Below are 18,574 nucleotides of genomic sequence, written 5' to 3'. Positions count from 1 at the left end.
CAACGTGGCCGACCGCACGGTCTGGTCAGCCCGCGCGGCCCTCGCTGTGCACCGACAGGATGTCGGTGATCGCGCGGTTGCACGGCGTCGGGATGCCGAGGGCGTTGCCTCGGGCAACCACATCCCCACTGAGCCACGGCACCTCGAGCCGGTTGCCGCGGTCGAGATCGTGGTGCATCGACGACGTCATGTCGGCGGGCACCGTGTCGACGAACGCGAGCCGTCCGTCGGCGAAGTCGGCCGGCAGCGGCACACCCTGGGCTTGCGCGACCTGCACGACCTCGTCCATCACGTCGTGCAGGAAAGCGCGAGCCCGCGGGTGGCTGCGGATCGGGCCGATCGGCGTACGGGCGGTGGTCGTCGTACCGGACAGGCCGACCAGGAAGACGAACTTCTCCCAGATGGACTGCTCGATCTGACCGCTGATCTCGGCATCGATGCCACTGGCCACACAGGCGTCGTAGAACTCCTGCACCCGCGCCGAGGTGCTGCCGTCGTACTCACCGAAGACCAGCTTCTGCAGCGGACCGGAATGGCGGATGACACCGGGCTCGGCGATCGTGGCGGCGATGTAGGCGACGCCACCGATGACGTGCTCCGGGCCGAGAACGCTGCGCAGGATGTCGTCCTTGACCACACCGTTCTGGAACGACACCACGCCGGTACGCTCGGTGAGCAGCGGCTCGATCAGCTTGGCCGATGCCTCGGTGTCCCACAGCTTCACGCCGAACAAGACCATGTCGACCGGGTCCAGCTGCGCCGGATCGTCGGTGACCGCGACCGTGGGCAGTTGCGCATCGCCGAGTTGGCTCTCCAGGCGCAGGCCATGGGTGCGCAGCGCCTCGAGTTGGCGGCCCCTCGCGATGAACGCGACGTCATGCCCGGCCAGCGCCAGCCGGCCGCCGAAGTACCCGCCGATCCCGCCGGTCCCCATCACTGCGATCCGCATACAGCCTCCTCGTTGAGCGCCCGTACAAGTTATCGCTCAGCCTGCGGCGGCCCCGAACCACCTCGGGAGGTGCCTCTCCAGATCCTCCTGGGCCTCACCGACCCACGCCACGTGGCCGTCCGGCCGCAGCAGCGCCGCGGGCACGTCCAGTTCCTCGCTGACGTCGACGACGTGGTCGACCCGATCTGCCCAGCCTGCCACCGACAGCCGGCCGGTCTGGTCGAGCAGGAGTCCGCGGCCCTCGTGCATCAGCTCGTAGAGGCGACCGCGCTTCAGCTCCACGTCCCGCAATCGGCGGCCGAGGAGTTCGTGGCCCTCGCCGAAGTCGTAGCGGATCGCGATCGCGGTGTTCTTCTCGATCAGGTACCGGTTCACGTCCTCGAAGTCCATCAGCTCCCCCAGCAGCCGGCGTAGCGCCTGGGGACCCGGCTCGGTGGACAGCAGCTCCATCTGCGCGCGCGTGTTCACCAGTACGTCGGCGGCCACCGGATGCCGTTCGATCTGATAACTGTCCAGCAGCCCCTCCGGTGCCCAGCCGTTGACCTCGGCGGCCAGTTTCCAGCCGAGGTTGAAGGCGTCCTGGACGCCCATGTTCAGCCCCTGCCCGCCGATCGGCGGATGGACGTGCGCAGCGTCGCCGGCCAGCAGCACCCGACCGGACCGGTACCTCTCGGCCAGCCGGGTGCCGTCGCCGAAGCGGGACAGCCAGCTCGGCGAGTGTGCGCCGAAGTCGGAGCCGGCAGTCAGCCGCAACTGCTGCTTGAACTCCTCGAGCGTCGGCGCCTCCGCACGGTCCTCGGACACCACCGGTGCGCCGGGCACAACGAACCGGAACACGGTGCCCCCGACGTGCATGGCGCCGAACCGCAGCTGGGTCTTGCGGACCTCGGTCCCCACCGCGGTGACCGTCTCCGGCGGAGCGGTCACCTCCATCTCGCCGAGCAGCGTGTCGACCCGGCTGGGTTCGCCCGGGAAACCGACGCCGAGCAGCTTGCGCACCGTACTGCGGCCGCCGTCGCAGCCGACCAGGTAGCGCGAGCGCAGTTGGGTGCCGTCGGCCAGGTCGACGGTGACGCCGTCGTCGTCCTGGCTCAGCCCGACCAGTTCGGAGCCGAGCCGGATGTCGGCGCCCAGCTCGGCGGCACGTTCGGCCAGCAGGCGGTCGGTGATGGCCTGCGGGATGCCGAGCAGGTATCCGTGTGCGGTGTCCAGCCGCTCCGGCGCCGGCTTGTAGATGCCGGCGAAGCCGCCGACCGGGTACTTCGTGCCGAGCGCGAGGAACCTGTCCAGCAGACCACGCTGGTCCATCACCTCGATACTGCGTGCGTGCAGACCCAGCGAGCGAACGATCTTGGTCGGCTCCAGCGCCTTCTCCAGCACGACCACGGCCACACCGTGCAGCCGCAGCTCCGCGGCCAGCATCATGCCGACCGGCCCGCCACCGGCAACGATCACGTCGATCATGCAATCCCCCTGATTTCCGTAGGTTCTGCGTTTCGGTCGGCGATTCTCCAGCAGAACCCGGGGCTTGCGGCAAGTCCCCCGGTGCGTTATAGGTTGATAGTGGCAGGGAGAGTGCAATTCTCCTTGCCTTTTCTTTTGCCTACTGCAGGCCTATCAGAGGAAGACCCGGTGCGGCGGCGCGGCCATCGCCCGAGCTCCCGGCGTACCGTCGACGCCAGTTGGTCGCCAAGGGCACGGGTAGTGCTCCCTGCCGGCTGGCGGATGACAGTGGCCATAGCGCCGCCACGCCCCGGTGTGCACCGAGATCGGGGAGGGTTCCTACACCGATCCGGACTGTTCCGCTCCCCAAATCGCGATGTTGATCTCACCGAACCGGTCGACGGCCCTGGAGAGCCAGCTAGAGGAGAGCCAGCGCAGACCCCCTCCCAGCGGCGGGTGCCGTGTCCGGAACCCGCGTCTGATGATTCGCCAGCGGGTTATGTCATCGCTGGCGGCATACAAGTGGCTATCGGCGACATCACCTGCCGTTGGGGGCGCATCACTGCCGGTTTGCTCGGCAGGTCGGCGGATCCGTCCGGCCGGCGGACAATCCCGACCCCGAACGACGCCTGCCCCCACGCGGAGGCGACGTGGGGGCAGGCGACCGGTTTTCCGGTAGAGATCTAGGTGAAGATGCTGACCCCACCCGGCCCGACCAGCAGGCCGATCACGATCAGCGCCGCGCCCCACAGCACCTGGCCGCGGAACAGGGAGACGATCCCGGAGATCACGAGGATCACCGCGATGATCCACAGAATGAGAGCCATGGCCCTTCCCATCAGACGGGCCGGGCGAACACCCGGCAACTGAACTCCCCGTGCTCCGATCCGGTGCCCGCGCCCAACCCCGCACAAACGGGTGGACCTCGGCCCGGCATGGTCGGCGGCCGGGCGGGTACTGGGCCTGACATGAAGCGCGGTGCGATTCTCACCCGATTGATCGAGGCGATCACGGTGGCGCCCGCGCGCAGTCGTCCCGATGAACTGGGGCGCACCTGTCGTGACCTGCTCGGAGCGGTCGGTACGTCGATCACGATCGAGAACTCGGCCACGAACCGCGTCACGCTGAGCGCCACCGACTCGACGGCCGCGCGGCTCGATGACCTGCAGGACGTCCTCGGCGAGGGGCCGGGCCATGCGGCCTACGGCGCCGGCGAGGCGGTCGCGGCGCACCTCGAGACCGACAGGCGGTGGCCGGAGTTCGTCCGCTCGGCGCTGGCCGCGGTCGGACCGCTGACCATCCGGTGCTTCCCGATCCGCCCGGGCGGACGCCCGTTCGGTGTGCTCAGCGCGTACGTCGCCGACGGCCGGACGTTCACGGAGAGCCCGCAGACCTCGCAGTTCGTCGCCGACGCACTCGGTGTCGCGCTGCTCAACGATCCACCCACCGGCGACGAACCCGACGACCGCAGCCCGTGGATGTCGCGCACCGTCGTCCATCAGGCGACCGGGATGATCGCGGGCCATCTGGGCCTGGCCATCGAGGATGCCTCGGCGCTCCTGCGTGCCCGCGCCTACGCCCGCGACGAGACGCTGGCGCGGGTGGCCCGGCTCATCGTCAGTCGCCGGCTGCAACTCGACGGCGATTGCTGACCGTCGCCCAGGGCAACGATCGGGTTCAGCGGCCCAACGTTGTCCTCGGCAACTCGCCGTACTGCTCCCGGTAGGCGGCGGCGAAGCGACCCAGGTGGTGGAAGCCCCAGCGCGCTGCCACGGCTGTGACGGACAGCTTGGCCGGATCGCCGGCGAGGAGCTCGGTGCGGACCTCGGCCATGCGCAACAGGCGCAGGTACGCCATCGGGGTGGTCCCGAGATGCCGCTGGAAGGCAGTCTGAACCGCACGCACAGTCACGCCGGCGGCCGCAGCGACGTCACCGACGGCGACGTCCTGATCGACGCTGGACTCCAGGAAGGCGATCGCCCGCTGCACTGTCCGCGGATGCGCGTCACGTCCGTCGGCCCGATCCTGCGCGATCAGCGCCGTGTTCGGGAACGCGGCCAGAACGCTCGAGGCGAGCAGGCGCGAGACCGAGGATTGCAGCAACACCGACGTCCGTACCGTCGAGCCTGGCAGCACCTGATCGCCCAGATAGTTGATCGTGCTGACCAGGTGGCGGGCGGCCGCGGCCGAGTGCGGGCGATGGCCGAGCAGCCGGACCGGCCCACCGGTTCGGTTGTCAACGCCTGCGGTCCGGGTGAGCAGCGCGGGATCGAACATGGTGATGCTGTAGCGCGACCGGCAGACCTTGCCGACGTACGGGCGATCCGGCGGGGCGAACGAGACGACATCGCCCGGGCCGAAGGCGTCCTGCCAGCCATCGGTGGCGTGGTCCTGCACGGTGCCGGCCTCGACCACGCACAGGCAGATCTTGCCGAGCGGGTCGGCGTCGTACTTCATCTCGAAGCCGATGTCGAGCCGGTCGACACTGATCGAGCCCACCGCCTCGCGGGTGATCCGCGCGCTCACGTCGTCCGTGCCGCCGCCGATCCGCATCGTGGTGTACGCGCGGTTGAGGAACTCCTCGGTGCGCGCCAGATCGCGGCTCTCGAATGTGAGGGACTCCATGCACCCATCCTGCGAACAGTCCCCAGCGGCCGACTTCTACAGCCGACCCCAAGGTACGCCAAGTGGCGCGATGCATCCATCCGGGCATTCGGGGCACAGGGAGGGGAGAGAGGTTGCTCAACGCTCGCGCGGTGGGAAGCCTCGAGGTCTGGACCCGTTCAGTGGCGCAGCGGGCCCAGACCGCCCCAAACGGCTCGTTCCGGCGGCACAATCCGGAGAACGCACCCTCCGACGGCCGGAGAACGACAATCCTGGCAGGGTCACTGAGTTGTTACCCCGCAGCGCGGCGGGATCGGTCATAGGACCTGCATGATGACCACGGGCGCTCACACGCGGGCGTCCCTGGTGACCCCCAGGAGCTGTGTGGCCATGATTGACCCGGACGCCAACGACGCGGCGATGGCTTTCGCCCGCCTGGCGGTCGAGCTGCACGACGCCTCGGGCGTGGACGAGACGGTCGACGCCGTCGTCCAGTTCGCCCTGCACGCACTCAACTGCACCTACGCCGGCGTGGCGCTGTACTCCCGTGGATCGCAGGCGGAGATCGCCGCGGTCACCGACCCGGTCGTCGCGGACGTGTACGACCTGCAGCTCACCTCCGAATGCGGGCCGCTGGTGACCGCGCTCCGTGAACGCACCACCGTGCTGATTCGTGACACCACCACCGACGACCGCTGGCCGGAGTGGGCCGCGAAGGTCGCCGCGCTCGGGGTGCGCAGCGTGCTCGACGTACCGATGGTGACTGGTGACGGCAATCGCTCGACAGTCGGCGTACTCGGGCTTTACAGCCCGTCACCGGACGCGTTCAGTCCCGACGACGAGGCGATCGCCCACATCCTTGCGCGGCATGCATCCGTTGCCCTCGCCTCCGCGCGGCACGAGGAATCGATGGCGCAGGCCGTCGATGCCCGCAAGCTCGTCGGTCAGGCCATGGGCATCCTGATGGAACGCTTCGACGTCGACGGCGACCGGGCCTTCGCCATCCTCAAGCGCTACTCACAGGACACCAACACCAAACTCCGCGACGTCGCCCAGCAACTCATCGACACCCGCGAACTCCCGTAGTACTCGACCTCGCATACGCGCAGGTGACGTGGGGTACCAGACCTGCAAACCACCGGACGATCGGGTAGCCATGACCCAGCCCTACCGGCGCGAGGACGAGAGCTCCGGCGAGCGCCTCGACCGGCACTGGAACGAGTTGCTGCAGGAACTGCGGCTGGCCCAGACCGGCACGCAGATCCTGTTCGCGTTCCTGCTGAGCATCGCGTTCCAGAACGCCTTCCAGGCCGCCGACAACTTCACCCATCTCGTCTACGCCTGCACGCTGATCGCCTCGGCGCTCGCAGTCGCCCTGTTCCTCGCACCGATCTCGTTGCACCGCATCGTCTACCGCCAAGGCCTGCGCGACCGCCTGGTGACGATCGCCGACTACCTGCTGCGCGCGGGCCTGGTCTTCCTGGTCACCGCGGTCTGCGGTGGGGTCCTGCTCGCGCTGGACGTCGTCGTGTCCCGACCGGTCGCCATCGGCGTCGTGATCGCCGTACTGGTGTGGTTCCTGACCTTCTGGTTCGTCATCCCGGCGTACGTCCGGCAGACCCGCGAACCGGACGGCGTCTGAGCCGACGTCACTTGGCGTGGGGCGTGGTGAGTGACTCCTCGATGAGGTCGATCATCGCCGCGTGGCGTTTGGTCGCGGTGTCGGCCTGACCCAGGGCGATGATGTCCAGGAAGACGCGGCTGACGATGAGATCCGCGGCGGTCCGCACTCGATCCGGTTCGGCGACGACGTCCTCGGCGCCGCTGAGGATCTCCGCGACCGTGGTGGTGGCTTCGTCGAACAACTCTGCCGCGCGGTCGGCGATCTCGGGACGGGCCTGCGCCTCCCGGAAGACGATGATCCGCGCCGCGCGATTACGTTCGAGTTCCTCGGCCATGGACGACACGACGGCCCGCAACCGCCGGTGAACCGACCGGCCGCGTGCGGCGGTCCGGAGCACCTCACCTGGTGTCGGCCTCTCGTGCACGATGGCCAGCAGGAGATCCAACTTGGTGGCGAAGTGGTAGAACACCAGCCCGGTCGGTACGCCGGCCTCGTGCGCGATCAGCGCTGTCGACGTCGCGTCGTACCCGCGCTCGGCGAACAGACGCTCGGCCGTCTCGATGATGGCCTCACGTTTGGAGGGGCGCCCGGAAGCGGCGGCGGTCATCATCAGGCCCGTCCCGGGGCGGGTTGGTGATCACCGTCCAGGTCCGCGGCCGCGTGGGCGGCACGACGGAAGGACTCGAACACGTACTTCGGGACCCGCAGACCTCGCCGGTTGGCCCAGAGCAACTCGTGCTCGACCCGCCCGACCTGATCGGCGTAGTGCTGAAGATCCGCGTCGTCACCGGTGACGATGCCCAACGCGCGGATCGCCTTGCCGAACTCCAGCCGCTGCTGCTTGTTCTCGGCACCGACCGGGCCGAACGTCGTCCGCCGCAGCGTGCGCACCAGCCACTTCTGCCAGCCACCCAACTGCGACCAGAGACCACGGGCGGCGATCTGGTAGTACGCGAAGTGCCCAGGCTCCTGGCGGCGGATCGGTGCGACCACGGTCCTCGCGACGGCCCGCTCCCCCAGCTCGAGCATGCCGGCGTGAAGCTTGTTGTAGGCAAGCACCGCCGATCGCTCGGTGGCCAGCCCGGTCAGGTAGTACAGCATCCGGCTGACGTCCTGTACGGCGCCCACCCGGCCGAGCGCTCCGAGCAGCTTGAGCCGGAACGACACGTCGGTCAGGTTGGGCGTGGTGGGATCGAGACCGGCCAGGACCTGGAGACGGTCGAGGATCAGGCCGTGGTGCGTCTCCTGCGGCATCCATACGTCGGCGTAGAAATGCTGGTCGACCTCGGGTGGGTCGGGAAGCAGGATGTTGAGTTCGAGAACGTTCCGTTCGACCTCGAGCTCGACCCGCGACATGTAGGCCAGGACTGACCCGAACCGCTCGGCGAGCAGGCCGGGCCGCTTCATCGTGTAGTCGACACTGTCGAGCGGGATCGGTGGGTGTTCCGCCCCCAGCCGGTCGACATGGTCGGCCAGCCTCGACTCCTCCCGCCGGGCCTTTCTCCGGCGAGACACAGACACATCCGCAAGCGCCATGGTCGGCACCTCACTCCATCGACAGGAATGCCCCAAATGCAGCACTGTCGAGCGTAGCAAGATAACTGACTGATCAGTCAGTCAGATCCCTGTGACCTCGCTGACATGTCAGGACACATCAATCGGCAGCCAATACACCACCCGCCAGAGCAGGCCTCCGCCGGGGCCGCGGTGACGTGATCCGCCGGCGGCTGCCTAGCGTGGGTCGCATGGCGATCGAACAGCAGGCGCACGTGCGGATAGCCCGTCCCAGCAGGGATCTGACCACCGTCGAGCAGTTCTGGGTCGACGGTCTCGGGCTGAGCGTGATCTACCGGAAGTCCGAGGACGGCCACCACCTCCTGATGGTCGGCTGGCCGGAGGCGGGCTGGCATCTCGAACTGGTGCAGATCGACGGCGATCCGATGCAACCGCAGCCGACCGAGGAGGACCTCCTGGTGGTCTACCTGGACGGGCCGGTGCCGGACGAACTGGTCGCACGCCTGATCGCGGCCGGCGGCGAACTGGTTCCGTCCCGCAACCCGTACTGGGACACCTGGGGCGTGACGATCGCCGATCCGGACTCCTACCGCCTGGTCCTGTGTACCCGGGGCTGGAGTAATCACTGAGCGGTGCTGGATGCGGGGTCGTCGTCGGGCGGGCGGGTCGAGGGGACTTGCAGGACCTCGATGATGTTGATCCCGAGCATGTCGAGGTGGTTGAGGATGCCGGCCAGCGCCGCCTGATCGTCGAGGTGCCCGTGCAGGACTGTCTGCGCCGGCTCGGAATCGGCGGTCATCGAGGGAAAGGCATCGGTCAGGTCGCGCGACAGTTCGCCCTTCACCCTGATGACGTAATGGCCCATGGGAAGCCCCCTTTCGCACCCCGTCACCCACGACTCTGCTGCCGGCCGGGGCCTTCGGCCTCCCCCGGACAGGGGGAGACCGCGCGCGGTCCGGCTGCCGGTACGTCCGGTTCGTCGCGGCAACCCGCATCCCGTTGCGTTCTGCGCTGACGGGATCACTGACGGGCGCGAGGATCACCTGGATCGGGTGACCTCGGCCGCCGAAGTTACGCCAGAGCCGGATGGTGTGGGGAGCGCTACGTCGTGCGCATGCTGTGGAAATGACGGCCCGCGCCTGGAGACGATCCCTGCCGCCACTGCTGTTCGCCTTCCTCACCGTGACGATGCTCTGGCTGCCGGACTCAGCAGCAGCCGGCACCACCGCCTCGCCGGACGACCCCGCCGCGCAAGCGCTGGCCGAGCGCTACTCCCCCGTCGTCAAACTGCAGGAAGCATCGCCGAGGTGCGAGGACGGCGAGCAGTTCCAGCCGACCGACGTCGAGGCCGTGCTCGGCGATCAACAGGTCGCGCTGCGAGGCCCGTGGCGACCGCCTGACCTGGTCAAGACGCAGCCGAAGGGCAAGGACATCAGCCCGGGGTTCCCCGGGCACTTCCTCGACTTCCCGGGTGATCCGCTGCGTCCGGGCTGCACCTACGCCGAGTGGTCGGCGCTGATCAACGCGGTCCACCCGGCCACTGTCTATGCCCATGTCGTCGCGGATCCGGCGTTCCCCGGCAAGCTCTCGCTGGAGTACTGGTTCTTCTACGTTTTCAACGACTACAACAACACCCACGAAGGCGACTGGGAATCGATCCAGCTCATCTTCGACGCGGCGAGCCCCGCGGCCGCGCTGACCACGGAGCCGACGGCGGTCGGATTCAGCCAGCACGGAGGCGCCGAGCGAGCCCGATGGGGCGACGCCAAGCTCGAGGTCGTCGACGGAACCCATCCGGTCGTCTACCCGGCGGCCGGTTCACATGCCAACAAGTACGGGCAGCGCTTGTACCTCGGTCGTGGCTCGGAAGGACTGGGCTGCGACGACACCACCCGGCCTCAGGCCGCGATCCGTCCCCGGGTCGCCTACGTACCGCTGGCCCGCGCGGACTACCTGCGGGAGTACCCCTGGCTTGGATTCGAAGGCCGATGGGGCGAACGACAGCGCTCGTTCTTCGACGGGCCGACCGGCCCGAACATGAAAACGTCGTGGCTCACACCGATCCAGGACGCCGAGGAGACCTGGCGGGACGACAGCGGTACGGTGCCGGCCGGCACGTTGCTTGGTCCGAGCAGCACGGGTGCCTTCTGCGCCGCGGTCGCCACCGGATCCAACCTGGTCCGCGAGACCCTCGACCGGCCCTGGCTGCTGGGCCTGGTCCTCGCCGCGCTCATCGGGCTGATCTGGTTCGCGGCGAGCCGAACGCAGTGGACCGATGCTGCCCCTCTGCCCGCCAGAAGACGGCGAGCCTGGGGTCAGACGGTGGTCGCCGCGCTGCGCCTGTTCCGGCAGCGGCCAGGCCTGTTCGCGGGGTTCGCGACAGCGTTCATCGTCCTGAGCCTGGCGACTCTGACTCTCGCCAGGTTCCAGGTGGCCCGGCGCGACGCACCCACCGACCTCGGCGCGCCGACCGAGAACGCTCCGGGCTTCTGGGCCTCCTTGATCACCTTGGCCGTCACGATCCTCACGATCGCGGCGTACGTCGTACTGCTCGCGGCCGTCACGAGGATGCTCGACCAGCTGGATCGAGGCGAGACCGTCACCGCGATGGGAGTGCTGCGCCATGTCTTCTCGCGCCGGCGGCCGCTGATCCGGGTGGCCCTGCAGTACTTCGTCGTACTCGCAGTACTCGCCTTCTTCGTGGCGACGATCCCGGTGGCCGTGTACTACGCGGCGAGCCGGGCGTTCGCGATACCGGTCGTCATGGCGGAGCACTGCTCCGGAGGTACGGCGCTGAGACGCAGCCGGAGGCTCGTCCGCGGCCATTGGTGGCGGACCGCCGTACCGCTCGCGATCATCATCGGGCTGGGACTGGCCGTCGGACCGATCGCCGGGATCGTCCTGCTCCTGGCCACCGATCTGTCGCCCGTCCTGATCAACGTGGTCTCATCGCTGCTCTTCGCGCTCGCGATGCCACTCACCGGATCGGCCGTCGCCTACCTGTACTTCGACCGTGCCACATCCGTACCGGCTTCACCTGGATCGGGTGACATGTCCGGCGCCCAGCGAACCTATTCTCGGGTGGGCGACGGGAGCGTCGAGCACAACGTGCCATCGGTGCGCTCCGACTCCTGAGTGGGCCAGAGGAGGTCCAGATGGTCCAGGCCGACAACGGACAGCCCGGTCCGGCAGCCACACCACCGGACGGCCGGGGTCGCTTCCGGCTCACTCGCGGCCTGTCCCTGGCGATCCTGGGTGGCGCCGTCGTGGGCGCGTTGATCGCCTCCCTCGTCTTCGTGCTCGTGGATCGCGACGGAGGATCCGCCAACGCCTCGTCCTCCGCCTCGGCGGACGCCAGTACGGCGATGTGCGCGGCGATCCCGGTGGCGAACCAGATCCTGCCGTCGATCGTGACGATCTCGGCCAGCAGCGGCGCCTCGGCCGGCACCGGTTCGGGGCAGATCTTCAAGGACGGCGGTTACATTCTCACCAACGACCACGTCATCTCGGTCGCGGCCAACGGCGGCAAGGTGGCCGTCCAGTACAGCGACGGCACGAGTTCGGACGCCACGATCGTCGGCCGTGATCCCAGCACCGATCTTGCGGTGCTCAAGGCCGCGGATGCCGCGAAGGATCGCCCGGTGATCGAATTCGGTTCGTCCGCTGAGCTGCAGGTCGGACAGCCTGTCGTCGCCCTCGGTGCTCCGCTCGGACTCGCGAGCACGGTCACGTCCGGCATCGTCAGTGCGCTCGATCGCTATGTACCGGTGCCAGGCGACGGAGTGACCCATCACCTGATCGGCGCCATCCAGACCGACGCGGCGATCAACCCCGGCAACAGCGGCGGTGCGCTGGTGGACTGCTCCGGCCATCTGGTCGGAGTGAACGCCGCGATCGCCACGGTCCCGAACGCGTCCGGCGTCGCCGGCGGCGGAAGCGTCGGCCTCGGCTTCGCGATCCCGGTGGACCTGGCGAGCCCGATCGCCGACGAACTCGTCCGTACCGGGGAGCCCGGACATCCGACGACCGGGCTACAGGTCCAGGAGATCCCGCCTGCCCTCGCGAACGCGTCGGGCAACCCGGCCGGTCTCTTCGTCGTCTCGGTCGACCCCGGAGGCCCGGGTGTGAAGGCCGGTCTCAAGGCAGGCGACATCATCACCAAGATCGACGGCCAGCCGGCCCAGAGCAGCGAACAGATCGTCGTCGCGACGCTGACCCGCAAGGTCGGCGACACCATCGAGCTGACCTACTCCAGAGCAGGTCAGACGGCCACCACCACGCTGACGCTCGCCGAGCCCTGAGCACTCACGACACGTCGGCGGCCGGTGGGACCGGTTGTGAGGCCAGCAGATCAAGGCCGAGGTGACGGGACAGGAAGCGTGCCGTCCATTGGCCTTTGACGCTGTTGCCAGCGTGGTCCAACCGCGGCGCGAAGGTGCCCAGCGCACCCTTGCCCGGCGAGACAGTCACGATGCCGCCGCCGATCCCGCTCTTGCCCGGAACGCCGACGTCGAGCAGCCAGTCACCAGAGGTCTCGTACAACCCCGCGATCGTCATCACGGCCAGCGTCACCCGGGCGATGTCAGGGTCGATCACCCGTACGCCGGTTGTCGGGCACACACCGCCGTCCGCCAGTGTGGCGCCCATCACCGCGAGATCCACCGCGGTGACCGCCAGACTGCTCTGCCTGGTGTAGAGCACGGTCGCCTCGACCGCATCACCGACCAGGCCGCCGTCGCTGCGGAGCAACTCGGCGAGGGCACGATTGCGATGGTTCGTCTGAAGCGCGGACTCGAGCACCTCCGTGTCCAGGGCGAGCTCATGACCCGCGAACCGGGACAGGCCGTCGACGATGAACCTCCAGCGGTCCTCCAGCGACGTACCGGGCGTCAGACTCGTGGTCGCGATCGCCCCGGGGTTGACCATCGGATTCGTGCGTCCGGCCGGGGGCTGTTCCACCGCCTGCACCGAGTTGAACGGCAGACCGGTCGCGTTGACGCCGACCAGGTCGCGCACCGCGTCGACACCGATCGCCTGACTGACCAGCGCGAACACGAACGGCTTCGCGACACTCATGATGCTGAACGGGCTCCGGGAGTCGCCCGCCTCGGCCAACCGGCCGTCGCTGGCCGCGACACATATGCCGAACGCATCCGGGTCGACCCGGGCCAGCGCCGGGTACACGTCCGACACCGCCCCGTCGCCGATCCCGCGGCCCAGCTCGTACGCCGCTTGGACCAGTTCGACAACCGCGACCGTTCCGGGCAGCCCGCCGGTGGATACGTACCTGTCGTCGGCCGGCATGTCAGAACGGCCAGACCAGCGGGATGATCACGAGAGCCGTCAGCAACCACCACAGCATCACCGGGAGGCCGAGCCTCCAGTAGTCGCCGAAGCGGTACCCCGCCGGATTCATGATCATCATGTTCGCGGGAGTCGAGATCGGGGTCAGCAGCGACGCGGCACCGGCGACCGCGGTGAGCATCAGGACCGGCTGCACCGAGGTCCCGGTCCCCTGGGCGGCCGCGACCGCGATCGGTGCGACGATCAGCACGGTCGCGGTGTTGCTGACGACCTGGCCGAGTGTGGCCGTGAGGACGAAGAGTGCCAGCAGCAACAAATACGGGCGGCCGGGCCCGACCGCGTCGATGATCACGTCGGCGATCCGGTCGGCGCCGCCGCTGGTCTGAATCGCTGTGGACAAAGGGATCAGCGCGCCGATCAGTACGACGATCTGCCACGAGATCGCGCGGTACGCCTGCCGCGGCCCGACCACCCTGGTCGCCACCATCGCCGTGGCGGCCAGCAGCCCGGCCAGGGCGGGCGGGACCGCACCGGTGGCGAGGAGAACGACCATGCCGGCAAGGATCGCGACGGCGATCGACGCTTTCGAACCCCACGGCACGGCTTGGCGCCGGACCAGATCCGGCGAATCCACGAGCAGGACGTCGCGGTCCCTGGTCAGCTCGTCCAAGGCGGCCCAGGTGCCGTGCACCAGAAGCGCGTCCCCTTCCGCGAGCTCAGTGGGCTGGTTGCCCCGGTCCTTGGCCATCCGTTGCACCGCGATGATGACCAGGTCGTGCGCCCGATGCATCCCCGGGAAGACCGTCTCCCCGACCAGTGACGACCGCGGCGGGATGACGACCTCGACCACCCCGGCTTCTCGCGTCAGCAGATCGTCGACCGGTGTCGGCGCCATACACACAGCGAGCAGGGAGTCGATCGTCAGGCTGCCCACCTCTTCCGAGGGACCGGTCACCACGAGAACGTCGTCAACAGCAAGAGCGTCGCTCACCCGGGACACTCCGTTCCCGTCCTGGGCTCCGACGATCTGCACACCCGGGTACGGCGTGAGGTCGACGTCGGCCACGCCACGGCCCAGCAACGGCGAGAGTTCGCGGACGCGCAGCCGGTAGAAGCCGTCGGTCAGGGCGTAGTGCAGATCCAGCGTGTGCGCATGCCCGGCCAGGTCGGCCGGCGGGTGCGCCGGGCGTGCGGCCGGGAGCAACCGCGGGCCGAGGAACACCGAGATGGCGATCGTCCCGATGACGAGCGGTACGCCGACGACCGCGAAGGAGAAGAACGGAAAGGCGCCCGCACCGGCATCGCTCGACGCTTCGGACACGATGATGTTGACCGGCGTACCCGTCAGCATCAGCAAGGATCCTGCACTGCCGGCGAAGGTGAGCGGCATCAGCATCCGCGACGGCGGCTCCCCGATCCGTACGGCGAGCATGACGACGAGCGGCAGCAGCGCCGCGACCGCACCGTTCAACGTGATCAAGGCCGTCAGCAGCGCACACAACGCGGTCACGGCGACGAGCAGTCGGGTCCGCTGCGTTCCGGCGTACTTCACGATCGTCTGGCCGGCCCAGGTGGTGACGCCGGTCGAGTCGATGCCCTCGCTCACCACGAACAGTGAGGCGATGAAGATGACGACCGGATCCCCGAAGCCCGCGATGATGCCGGGGAAGTCGAGGACTCCGGTCGCCCACAGCGACAGTGCGCTCAGGACCGCCACCAGGTCGACCGGCAGCCGGTTCCACACGAACACGGCGACGGTGAGCCCGAGGATGATCAGGCTGATCGTGCCGTCATCCATTGCGCTCGTACCGCCCTAGCCGAGGTGGACCGGGGCGGACGGCCCCCAGGGAATGCCGAGGACGTACCAGAGCACGTAGAACAGCGTCCAGGTGACCAGGACGATGAAGGTGTACGGCAGCATCATCGACACCACCGTGCCGATACCGGCCTTCTTCCGGTACTTCTGGCAGACGAGCACGATGAACGGCAGGTAGACCATCAGCGGCGTGATGACGTTGACCGGTCCGTCGCCGACCCGGTACGCCGCGATCACCGTCTGCGGCGCGATGCCGAGGCGGTAGAACAGCGGGATGAAGATCGGCGCCAGGATCGCCCACTTGGGGATCACGCCGGGCATGATCAGGTCGATGACCAGCACCAGCAGGATGAAGCCGATCAGCAGCGGCAACGCCCCGATGTCGGCACGCTCGAGCAGGTCGGCCAGGCCGGTCGCGGCCAGCGTCGACATGTTCGAGTAGTTGAAGTAGGCAATGAACTGCGCGATCAGCAGCATCAGGAAGATCAGCCCGCCGAGGCCGTTGAACGTCTTGACGATCGCGTTGATGATGTTCGTGCTGCCGGTCAGCGACTTCGAGCCCCGGCCGTAGCCGAGCCCGGCGGCGAGGAACAGCATCGAGATGATGAACAGCAGGCTGCTCATGAACGGCGACGACCCGAAGATCTCGCCGGTGTCGGGGTTGCGCAGCGGAGCACCCGGGAGGAAGGTCAGCAGCGAGACGATGCCCACGGCCACCAGCAGGTAGTACCCCGACCACCGCAGTCCGCGCGATTCCAGCGCCATCTCGTCGTCGCTGGGCTGGTGGTCGACCGGCGCGTCGACCGGCGCCTCCGAAGCGTCGTACCTGCCGAGCCTGGGCTCGATCAGGCGCTCGGTGATGATGGTCATGACGATCGCGCAGAAGATCGTCGAGGCGATGCTGAAGAAATAGTTCTGGGTGACGTTGAGATGTACGTCGGGCGCGACCAGCGCGACCGTCTCGTTGGTGACCTCGGTGATGATGCCGTCGGCCGGTGTGATCAGGATGTTGACGAAGAACGCGGCGCTGACACCGGCGTACGCCGCGGCGATGCCGGCCAGCGGATGTCGCCCGAGCGAGACGAACGCGGCCGCGCCGAGCGGAACGAGCACGAGGTAGCCCGCATCGGAGGCGACGCTGGAGATGCCGCCGAGCAGGACGATGATGAACGTGATCGCGCCCTTCGGCGCCACCTTGACCATCTTGCGGATCAGCGCGGCGATCAGCCCGGCCTCCTCGGCCACGCCGACGCCGATCATCGCGACCAGGATTACCGCGACGACGCCGAAGTCGTTGAAGTTCTGGACGGCGGTCGTGAAGATGAAGCGGATGCCGTCACCGTCCAGCAGGCTCTCGGCGGTGATCTTCTCGGTGTGCAACTCGTAGTCGGGTATGGCCGGCGCCGGCGGCGTGTCCGAGCCGGCGACGCTCGACCCGGCCTCGTACTCGGGCATGACCTGCACGGTCTGGGGCTCGGCCACCTCGGTGGTGACGCTCGCCCCGGTCCAGGCCAGGATCTGCGACAGCACGATCACGATGAAGATCAGGGCGAGGAAGATGATGGCCGGGTGCGGGACCTTGTTGCCGGCTCGTTCGATGCCGTCGAGAACTTTCTGCATCGTCCCCTTCTTGGCGGGCACCTCCTCGACCGCGCTCATCGCGGCGCCGCCTGACGGCTGTCGCCGGCGGGGATGGCGAACGCGCGGGCGAACTCGATCAGCAACTTGGTGCCGAACCCGCTCGCGCCCTTGTTCCGCCAGGTCCTCGGCGCCGGCAGCTGAGCCGTTCCGGCGATGTCGACGTGCGCCCACGGCGTGCCGTCGACGAACTCCTCGAGGAACAGTCCCGCGGTGATCGAACCGGCGTTGATCCCGCCCATGTTGGTGAGGTCGGCGATCGACGAGTCGAGCTGCGACCGGTAGGACCGATGCAGCGGAAGCTCCCACACCGGCTCGTCGGCACGATCACCCGCACTCCGCAGCTGCTCCACCACGGCCGAGTTGTTGCCCATGACACCGGCTATCTCGACGCCGAACGTCCGCAGACAGGCACCGGTCAGCGTGGCGATGTCGACGATGGCGTCGACAGGCTCCTCGGTCGCGAGTGCCAGCGCGTCGGCCATCACCAGACGGCCTTCGGCGTCGGTGTTCAGTACCTCGACCGTCGTACCGTTGCGCATCCGGAGCACATCACCGAGCTTCATCGCGGATCCGGACGGCATGTTGTCGGTGCACATGAGGTAACCGGTCACTGCCGTCGTACAGCCCAGAGCCTGCAAGGCGGTCATGGAGGCGAGCACGGCCGCGGCTCCGGTCATGTCGTTCTTCATCTGCGCGTGCGACTCGTCGCTCGGCTTGAGACTGATCCCACCGGAGTCGTACATGATCCCCTTGCCGACAAGGGCGATCCGGCCGGTGGGCTCGGCGGGTTCGTAGCGCAGGCGGATCATCCTGGGTGGCTCGACACTGCCACGGTTGACGCCGAGCAGCCCGCCACAACCCAGCTCGATCAGTTGGTCCTTGTCGAAGACCTCCACCTGCAGGCCGGTCCGCGCACCGACCTCGACCGCGACCTCAGCCATCCGGACAGCAGACAGTGTCGTCGCCGGGCAGTTGGCAAGATCGCGGCCGAGGCTGCACGCCTCGGCGATGGTGCGGCCGCGCTCGACTCCGGCAGCGACTTCCGCGGCGTCCTCGTCGGAGGCGACGACCAGGAGCGATTCGAGCTGAGGGGTGTCCGCACCTTGGCCGACGAAGTACCGCCAGCGCGCCAGCAGCACACCTTCGGTCACCGCCTGGGCGAAGTCGCCGGCCGAAAGACCGGTCGCCCGGGACGGAACCTCGATCGCGAGGCGCTTGTGCCACGGCACCGCGCGGGCGAACTCGGCCGCCAGATCACGCGCGAGCGTGACGTCGACCTGATCGGGTACGCCGGTCCCGACGGCAACCCGGACAGGACCGCTGGACCGGGTCTGGACCAGGGTCTGGCCGCGCGTGCCGCTGAAGCCGGCCGAAGCCAGCCCGGCCGCGTCGGTGCCGAGTTCGTCCGGCGGCTCGGTGCCAGAGGCAACTGGTACCGCGAGCGCGTCCGCTTCCTGCTCTGCCTGCTTCAGGGAGCCGACGGTGACCGGTATCCGGTGCCGGGTCGAAGGGATCGGGTCGAAGTCGTCCGGGGTGGCGTTCACGAAATCTCCTCTGACACCTGATCAGGACTGCAGGGCCTCGATCAGCTCCTCCTCGCGCTCCTTGGTCAGGAGGACACGCTCGGCGTCCTCGCGGCTGTCCAGTCCGAGCACCACCAGATGGGTCATGAGGAACT

Annotated in this window: 17 protein-coding genes; 6 read left to right on the top strand and 11 right to left on the bottom strand. The window is 68.4% G+C overall.

Annotated features, from left to right (window positions below):
- Positions 1-25: 25 nt before the first annotated feature.
- The 3 genes from AB0I34_RS36655 to AB0I34_RS36645 all read right to left on the bottom strand — a co-directional run bounded on the left by AB0I34_RS36655 (position 26) and on the right by AB0I34_RS36645 (position 3,219).
- The gene (locus AB0I34_RS36655) at positions 26-949 is read right to left on the bottom strand and encodes a 2-dehydropantoate 2-reductase (protein WP_360454552.1); all 924 of its coding nucleotides are present in this window, start codon (positions 947-949) and stop codon (positions 26-28) included.
- A 36-nt stretch (positions 950-985) separates the two neighbouring features.
- Entirely contained in the window at positions 986-2,413 is a 1,428-nt protein-coding gene (rox, locus tag AB0I34_RS36650) for a rifampin monooxygenase (RefSeq protein WP_360454549.1), read from the bottom strand.
- 662 nt (positions 2,414-3,075) lie between these two features.
- The gene (locus AB0I34_RS36645; RefSeq protein ID WP_360454546.1) at positions 3,076-3,219 is read right to left on the bottom strand and encodes a GPGG-motif small membrane protein; all 144 of its coding nucleotides are present in this window, start codon (positions 3,217-3,219) and stop codon (positions 3,076-3,078) included.
- 141 nt (positions 3,220-3,360) lie between these two features.
- Here AB0I34_RS36645 and AB0I34_RS36640 point away from each other — a divergent pair, with 141 nt between their 5' ends.
- Entirely contained in the window at positions 3,361-4,044 is a 684-nt protein-coding gene (locus tag AB0I34_RS36640) for an ANTAR domain-containing protein (RefSeq protein WP_360454543.1), read from the top strand.
- 25 nt (positions 4,045-4,069) lie between these two features.
- Here AB0I34_RS36640 and AB0I34_RS36635 read toward each other — a convergent pair whose 3' ends face one another.
- Positions 4,070-5,017 carry a helix-turn-helix domain-containing protein gene (locus AB0I34_RS36635; protein ID WP_360454540.1) on the bottom strand — a complete coding sequence of 316 codons (948 nt, stop codon included), beginning with the start codon at positions 5,015-5,017 and terminating at the stop codon, positions 4,070-4,072.
- Positions 5,018-5,386: 369 nt separating this feature from the next.
- Between AB0I34_RS36635 and AB0I34_RS36630 the strand changes: the two genes are divergently transcribed.
- Together AB0I34_RS36630 and AB0I34_RS36625 are read left to right on the top strand one after the other, a co-directional pair.
- The gene (locus AB0I34_RS36630) at positions 5,387-6,082 is read left to right on the top strand and encodes a GAF and ANTAR domain-containing protein (protein ID WP_360454537.1); all 696 of its coding nucleotides are present in this window, start codon (positions 5,387-5,389) and stop codon (positions 6,080-6,082) included.
- A 70-nt stretch (positions 6,083-6,152) separates the two neighbouring features.
- Positions 6,153-6,638, top strand: coding sequence for a DUF6328 family protein (locus AB0I34_RS36625; RefSeq protein ID WP_360454534.1), 486 nt, complete (start codon positions 6,153-6,155; stop codon positions 6,636-6,638).
- A 7-nt stretch (positions 6,639-6,645) separates the two neighbouring features.
- On the opposite strand, the gene AB0I34_RS36620 is transcribed toward AB0I34_RS36625, so the two are convergent.
- Together AB0I34_RS36620 and AB0I34_RS36615 are read right to left on the bottom strand one after the other, a co-directional pair.
- The gene (locus AB0I34_RS36620) at positions 6,646-7,230 is read right to left on the bottom strand and encodes a TetR/AcrR family transcriptional regulator (protein ID WP_360454531.1); all 585 of its coding nucleotides are present in this window, start codon (positions 7,228-7,230) and stop codon (positions 6,646-6,648) included.
- Positions 7,230-8,135: a GTP-binding protein LepA gene (locus AB0I34_RS36615; RefSeq protein WP_360454528.1), complete on the bottom strand. Its 906-nt coding sequence runs from the start codon at positions 8,133-8,135 to the stop codon at positions 7,230-7,232. Before AB0I34_RS36615 ends, AB0I34_RS36620 begins: the two co-directional genes overlap by 1 nt.
- A gap of 230 nt (positions 8,136-8,365) precedes the next feature.
- Between AB0I34_RS36615 and AB0I34_RS36610 the strand changes: the two genes are divergently transcribed.
- Positions 8,366-8,764 carry a VOC family protein gene (locus AB0I34_RS36610; protein ID WP_360454525.1) on the top strand — a complete coding sequence of 133 codons (399 nt, stop codon included), beginning with the start codon at positions 8,366-8,368 and terminating at the stop codon, positions 8,762-8,764.
- On the opposite strand, the gene AB0I34_RS36605 is transcribed toward AB0I34_RS36610, so the two are convergent.
- Positions 8,758-9,000, bottom strand: coding sequence for a hypothetical protein (locus AB0I34_RS36605; RefSeq protein WP_360454522.1), 243 nt, complete (start codon positions 8,998-9,000; stop codon positions 8,758-8,760). The genes AB0I34_RS36610 and AB0I34_RS36605 overlap by 7 nt on opposite strands.
- A 260-nt stretch (positions 9,001-9,260) precedes the next feature.
- On the opposite strand from AB0I34_RS36605, the gene AB0I34_RS36600 reads away from it, so the two are divergent.
- The gene (locus tag AB0I34_RS36600; RefSeq protein ID WP_360454519.1) at positions 9,261-11,270 is read left to right on the top strand and encodes a hypothetical protein; all 2,010 of its coding nucleotides are present in this window, start codon (positions 9,261-9,263) and stop codon (positions 11,268-11,270) included.
- A gap of 20 nt (positions 11,271-11,290) precedes the next feature.
- Positions 11,291-12,436 carry a trypsin-like peptidase domain-containing protein gene (locus AB0I34_RS36595; protein ID WP_360454516.1) on the top strand — a complete coding sequence of 382 codons (1,146 nt, stop codon included), beginning with the start codon at positions 11,291-11,293 and terminating at the stop codon, positions 12,434-12,436.
- Positions 12,437-12,440: 4 nt separating this feature from the next.
- On the opposite strand, the gene glsA is transcribed toward AB0I34_RS36595, so the two are convergent.
- From glsA to AB0I34_RS36575, 4 genes are read right to left on the bottom strand one after another with little or no spacing between them, the layout of a single operon-like run.
- Positions 12,441-13,439, bottom strand: coding sequence for a glutaminase A (gene glsA / locus AB0I34_RS36590; RefSeq protein WP_360454513.1), 999 nt, complete (start codon positions 13,437-13,439; stop codon positions 12,441-12,443).
- A gap of 1 nt (position 13,440) precedes the next feature.
- Positions 13,441-15,237 carry an SLC13 family permease gene (locus tag AB0I34_RS36585; protein WP_360454510.1) on the bottom strand — a complete coding sequence of 599 codons (1,797 nt, stop codon included), beginning with the start codon at positions 15,235-15,237 and terminating at the stop codon, positions 13,441-13,443.
- A 15-nt stretch (positions 15,238-15,252) separates the two neighbouring features.
- Complete coding sequence (locus tag AB0I34_RS36580) at positions 15,253-16,914, bottom strand: AbgT family transporter (RefSeq protein ID WP_360454507.1); 1,662 nt, start codon at positions 16,912-16,914, stop codon at positions 15,253-15,255.
- Positions 16,911-18,440 carry a leucyl aminopeptidase gene (locus AB0I34_RS36575; RefSeq protein ID WP_360454504.1) on the bottom strand — a complete coding sequence of 510 codons (1,530 nt, stop codon included), beginning with the start codon at positions 18,438-18,440 and terminating at the stop codon, positions 16,911-16,913. Before AB0I34_RS36575 ends, AB0I34_RS36580 begins: the two co-directional genes overlap by 4 nt.
- Positions 18,441-18,574: the final 134 nt, after the last annotated feature.

Source organism: Kribbella sp. NPDC050281, assembly GCF_040655855.1.
Taxonomy (GTDB): domain Bacteria; phylum Actinomycetota; class Actinomycetes; order Propionibacteriales; family Kribbellaceae; genus Kribbella.
This window is presented reverse-complemented; position numbering and strand designations above follow the sequence as displayed.

What these genes read in the sequence shown, in the direction of transcription:
- AB0I34_RS36625 (WP_360454534.1), top strand. Translation starts at nt 6,153, where the DNA reads ATGACCCAGCCCTACCGGCGCGAGGACGAGAGCTCCGGCGAGCGCCTC.
- AB0I34_RS36605 (WP_360454522.1), bottom strand. Translation starts at nt 9,000, where the DNA reads ATGGGCCATTACGTCATCAGGGTGAAGGGCGAACTGTCGCGCGACCTG.
- AB0I34_RS36640 (WP_360454543.1), top strand. Translation starts at nt 3,361, where the DNA reads ATGAAGCGCGGTGCGATTCTCACCCGATTGATCGAGGCGATCACGGTG.
- AB0I34_RS36635 (WP_360454540.1), bottom strand. Translation starts at nt 5,017, where the DNA reads ATGGAGTCCCTCACATTCGAGAGCCGCGATCTGGCGCGCACCGAGGAG.
- AB0I34_RS36580 (WP_360454507.1), bottom strand. Translation starts at nt 16,914, where the DNA reads ATGAGCGCGGTCGAGGAGGTGCCCGCCAAGAAGGGGACGATGCAGAAA.
- AB0I34_RS36655 (WP_360454552.1), bottom strand. Translation starts at nt 949, where the DNA reads ATGCGGATCGCAGTGATGGGGACCGGCGGGATCGGCGGGTACTTCGGC.
- AB0I34_RS36645 (WP_360454546.1), bottom strand. Translation starts at nt 3,219, where the DNA reads ATGGCTCTCATTCTGTGGATCATCGCGGTGATCCTCGTGATCTCCGGG.
- rox (WP_360454549.1), bottom strand. Translation starts at nt 2,413, where the DNA reads ATGATCGACGTGATCGTTGCCGGTGGCGGGCCGGTCGGCATGATGCTG.
- glsA (WP_360454513.1), bottom strand. Translation starts at nt 13,439, where the DNA reads ATGCCGGCCGACGACAGGTACGTATCCACCGGCGGGCTGCCCGGAACG.
- AB0I34_RS36600 (WP_360454519.1), top strand. Translation starts at nt 9,261, where the DNA reads ATGACGGCCCGCGCCTGGAGACGATCCCTGCCGCCACTGCTGTTCGCC.
- AB0I34_RS36595 (WP_360454516.1), top strand. Translation starts at nt 11,291, where the DNA reads ATGGTCCAGGCCGACAACGGACAGCCCGGTCCGGCAGCCACACCACCG.
- AB0I34_RS36630 (WP_360454537.1), top strand. Translation starts at nt 5,387, where the DNA reads ATGATTGACCCGGACGCCAACGACGCGGCGATGGCTTTCGCCCGCCTG.
- AB0I34_RS36610 (WP_360454525.1), top strand. Translation starts at nt 8,366, where the DNA reads ATGGCGATCGAACAGCAGGCGCACGTGCGGATAGCCCGTCCCAGCAGG.
- AB0I34_RS36620 (WP_360454531.1), bottom strand. Translation starts at nt 7,230, where the DNA reads ATGATGACCGCCGCCGCTTCCGGGCGCCCCTCCAAACGTGAGGCCATC.
- AB0I34_RS36585 (WP_360454510.1), bottom strand. Translation starts at nt 15,237, where the DNA reads ATGGATGACGGCACGATCAGCCTGATCATCCTCGGGCTCACCGTCGCC.